The following is a 4,308-nucleotide window of genomic DNA, read 5'->3' on the forward strand; positions in this document are numbered from 1 at the left end:
TACAGAGCCCACAATAAAAGGATAAAAATATTAAGCGAATGGAGTAAAAAAACCGGTATCAGTTTGGCGGCTATAAACTCCGCTTTTGTAAGAGGAGAGGCATAAAAATTAAAAATTGTCCCCCTCTCTTTCTCTTTAACGATGAGCAGTGCGGCAATAATTGCCGGGGCGACGAGCAAAACCAATCCGATCAGACCCGGAACAATCGCATCTTCATCTCTCATAGCTTGATTAAATAATGTTCGTTGGTTGATGATGATTGAACCTTTTGTCCCTGTGTGTATCAAACCTGCCGCGGCATCGAGAACAACACCTTTTACATAACTTTCCATTGTCGATCCGCGACTTGGAAAAGCGGCATCGACATAAACTCCGATTTGTGTCGTTTGACCTTTTAGAAGCCGTTTTTCAAACGATGTGGGGATTATAATAATTGCATCGCTCTGGGCTTGCTTAATCTTTCTTAGAGCCTCTGCCTCATCCATAACGGTTGATGTCGTATTGAAATATTTGGAGTGTTCAAACTTGCTTACCAATAGATTTGAAAGACGGCTTTGATCGTTATCGATAATTGCGATCCTCGCATGCGTTACTTCCATCCGAATTCCATAACCAAAAAGGAGCAAAATCATAGTAGGTAAAAGATATACCATGACAATAAGCCGTGAACGCAGAAGTTCACTCATCTCTTTTTGAATGTAGGCTTTGAGCATTCTGACTTTCATCGGTAGTACTCCAAAAATATCTCTTCAAATGTCTGAGCCTTCGGATGTGCCGCATATAGATTAGAAATCGTATCGTCTGCAACTTTACGTCCATCGCGCATAAGGATGATTCGATCACAGAATTCCGCTTCGCTCATGTAATGCGTCGTAATCAAAATCGCAATTTTCCATTTCTCTTTGAGTGCTACTAATAGCTGCCAAAACTGGGCTCGCGCTATCGCATCAACTCCCGATGTCGGCTCATCTAAAAACAATATAACTGGTTCATGCAGCAGTGCGGCCGCAAGCGAAAATCGCTGATTTATCCCTAATGGAAGTTCTGTAGGCATAGCATCCATATACTCCTCAAAGCCGAGTTCTGCTGCATAACGGGCTATTCGTTTGAGCGCAGTATCCATCGGTATTTGGTGCATTGAAGCAAAATAGATAAGATTTTCTCTGACTGTCATGTCGTTATAGAGGGCAAAATGTTGAGAGACATACCCAATGGAACTTTTGAGTGCCTGTCGGTCTTGTGCTGTTTCTATCCGCTTTGAGAGTAAACTCAATTCTCCCCCGTCAATCGGTAAAAGTCCTAAGAGCATTTTAATAAAAGTCGTTTTTCCGGCTCCGTTGGCACCGAGTAATCCCAAAATTTCTCCTCGACACAATCGGAGGTCAACCCCATCATTGGCTATGAAATCACCAAATACTTTTGTTAATCCCTCAGCTTCCATAACCACCGAAGCAAAAGAGCCATCTTTGTCACGGGGTGTAATTTCAACCGAAGGGAGAAGGCGGTTTTTTTTAAGTGCATTGACAAAGAATAAAGCTTCTAGCGTAGGTTCGATGTGTTCAGCCAAAAGCGATTCCAGCGAATAGGTTGTATCAAGCGTACTCATCGAATGGAGGCTCGAAGAAGGGGTCAACGCATACGTCATATCACGCACTGAATCAATCAATTCTTTCGCACTTCCTTGTGCAATGATCTCTCCGTTATCAAACAGCAACACCCTATCCATTTGTGCTGCTTCTTGCATATACGCGGTATTAACCAAAACTATGGTTCCTTCATCACGCCGTATTTGATCGAGGATTTCCCATAACTCAATTCGGCTCAGCGGATCGACCCCCGTTGTCGGCTCATCCAATAGTAGCAATTTAGGACGATGAAGAAGCATACAAATTAGAGAGAGTTTTTGCATCATCCCGCCGCTTAGATTGCCAGCTCTTCTGTCGACAAATTTATCCAGACCTGCCATACGAAGCAGTCTATTTTTGTACTCATTGAAATGATCATCCTGCTTGATATTCCGAATATTGGCAAAAAAATTGAGATGTTCTTCAACCGTGAGAAGATCATATAGAACCAATCCGATTCCCTGAGGCATAAGCCCTATTTGAGATTTGAGCTTTTCAGCTTCGACAGGAGAGTGGTAAATATTATTTTGAAAAGTAATTTCTCCCTCAAATCGGATAACTCCCGCAATGGCGTGCATCAGTGAACTTTTACCAGCTCCGTCGGCTCCGATGAAACCGATAATTTCACCTTCGTTGACGCTTAAAGAAGCGTCTTTGATCGCAAACCGTTTGTTATGGGTGACACTTACCCTCTCAATCTTCAACATTCCCATCGTCTGTATCCGTTTTACTCAGGTACTGCATGCAAGCTCGTAGGCAGTCCTTTACCATCCAATGAGATAACTCCCACTGCCGGAATTCCTAATTTCAAAAGAGGATCAACTTTCAGAGGTTGAAGATGTACGGCAAATACCCTCTGGATACGGTCACTCGCTACACTCACCTCTTTTGGGGTAAATTCTGCTTTTTGCTCTATGCGCACCACTTTAGCCTCAATCGCCCGATCAGGATTGGAATCTAAAAAGATTACCGCCGGATCACCGATTTTGATTTTCCCGTTTTGTAGCGTGTCGACAAAGATTTTTAGATAAAGGCTTTTAGGATCAATCAAGGTCGCACCTGCCATCCCTGAGCCGATTACTTCGCCGTTATTGGCAATCTTTTCCATCACAAATCCGTCCACTGGAGAATGAAGCTCCATTTCAGACAGGACAGCACTGATCTGTGTTTGAGAAGCCTTCAAAGCTTTTATCCCCGATTCTAAGGCTTTGATCCCTTCACGCAAAACAGCAATTTTCTGTTGCGATGCGGATGCTTCAACCTGATCACTTTGGGTTATATCAATAGCACTATTGAGCTGTTCACGTTTGTCCATTAACGAGGAAAGTTGATTTTTATCACTTTGGAGTTTCAACTGAGCCATTTCCAACTGATGTTTTTCGATCAGACGATTGGTAAAAAGATTATTCAAGCGCTCAGTATCCCGTTGATCCTGAGTTACAAGATTTTTTTGGGTACTGATCAGTTTATCGAGTTCATCTCGCTGTGCAGTTTTGATAGAGTTGTTTGCTTTGGCCTTGACCAGAGATTCTGGGATACTTTTTTGCGCGATTGAGAGTTCAATCTCTCTTGCAGCCAGCTGTTGCGTCTGTGCTTCTATCTGGGCATCGATCTGGGCTTTTTGAGCTTTTTGCTCCGCACTGTCGATCGTTGCGATAACAGCACCTTTTTGTATCGCTTCTCCCTCGAAAATATTCATTTGAGAAATACGGCCGGGATATTTTGCGTTCATATTAATCAAATCACCGTCGATTCGCCCGCTCCCCTGCACCAGATTTTCAGGAAGTTCTTTAGTATGAAGTTTGAGGTAAATCAACACTACGGCAAAGCTGAAAAGGACTGCAACAGCAACACCCAGCCAATATTTTTTAGCAATCTGAAACATACTAACCATCTCTCCAATTCATCATTTTTGCAGTTATAATGTAGTGTAGCTATAATATCCTTTTTTTAGAGTCAAACCAAACAAGGATTTCATGTGAAACGATTGCTTATTTTTATTTTCCCTACATGGATATGGGCTCAGAGCTATTGGGAAGTTATATCAGATCTGGATCATTCTTTGACACTCCAAAGTGCACATCAGTTAGAGACAGCAGCGTTTGAGAGCTATCGAGCGGCCGAGGGAAAAAACTTGCCGACATTGGATGCTAGTATCAGTGCTATTGAATTCCACGACACCCCTACCGTCACATTTGGGTCGATGAAACTCCCGATGGGGACCAAAAAGCATACAGAAGGCTCACTTACGCTGACTTACCCTCTCTTCACTGGTTTTGCCATTAGTTCCTCTATTGAAAAAGTAAAACTTTCCCATGAAAAAGCTACCTTGGAAGTTGCCGATCTCAAACGAAACCTCTTGATAAACGCGACAAAGCTCTACAGTGCCGTTTCCGCTGCCGATGAGATAATTGCAGCACAAGAAGAGGCTAAAAATGCGATCAATGATTCTTATGCGAAAGCCAAAGGGTTTTACGATAACGGTTTACTATCTCCTGCCGAACTGTACGCAATTGAAGCCAAAAAGTTTGAAATCGATGCGCAGATTATAGAGAGCCAAAACAGCAAATCTCAAGCACTAAATCAACTCAGCTATCTTACCGGTGTAAAAATCGATTCGGCTAACATCTCAACAAATACACTGCCTATTCCAGATGAAAACTACATTTTAGCCCGAGCATTG

At 42.6% G+C, this 4,308-nt stretch carries 4 protein-coding genes; 1 reads left to right on the top strand and 3 read right to left on the bottom strand.

The window, feature by feature from the left end; translation table 11 throughout:
- The 3 genes from JHC35_RS08445 to JHC35_RS08455 form a co-directional block, all read right to left on the bottom strand.
- Positions 1 to 725, bottom strand: a 725-nt coding sequence (locus JHC35_RS08445; RefSeq protein WP_295044182.1) for an ABC transporter permease, incomplete at its 3' end; no start/stop codon positions are given.
- Positions 722 to 2,338 (bottom strand): ATP-binding cassette domain-containing protein, encoded by a 1,617-nt coding sequence (locus JHC35_RS08450; protein WP_295044184.1) that lies wholly within the window; start codon positions 2,336 to 2,338, stop codon positions 722 to 724. The genes JHC35_RS08445 and JHC35_RS08450, both read right to left, overlap by 4 nt.
- Positions 2,339 to 2,352: 14 nt before the next feature.
- Positions 2,353 to 3,510 (bottom strand): HlyD family efflux transporter periplasmic adaptor subunit, encoded by a 1,158-nt coding sequence (locus JHC35_RS08455; RefSeq protein ID WP_295044187.1) that lies wholly within the window; start codon positions 3,508 to 3,510, stop codon positions 2,353 to 2,355.
- A 93-nt stretch (positions 3,511 to 3,603) separates the two neighbouring features.
- Here JHC35_RS08455 and JHC35_RS08460 point away from each other — a divergent pair.
- A partial coding sequence (locus JHC35_RS08460; RefSeq protein ID WP_295044190.1) for a TolC family protein occupies positions 3,604 to 4,308 on the top strand: 705 nt, incomplete at its 3' end.

This window comes from Sulfuricurvum sp., from assembly GCF_022759005.1.
Lineage (GTDB): Bacteria > Campylobacterota > Campylobacteria > Campylobacterales > Sulfurimonadaceae > Sulfuricurvum.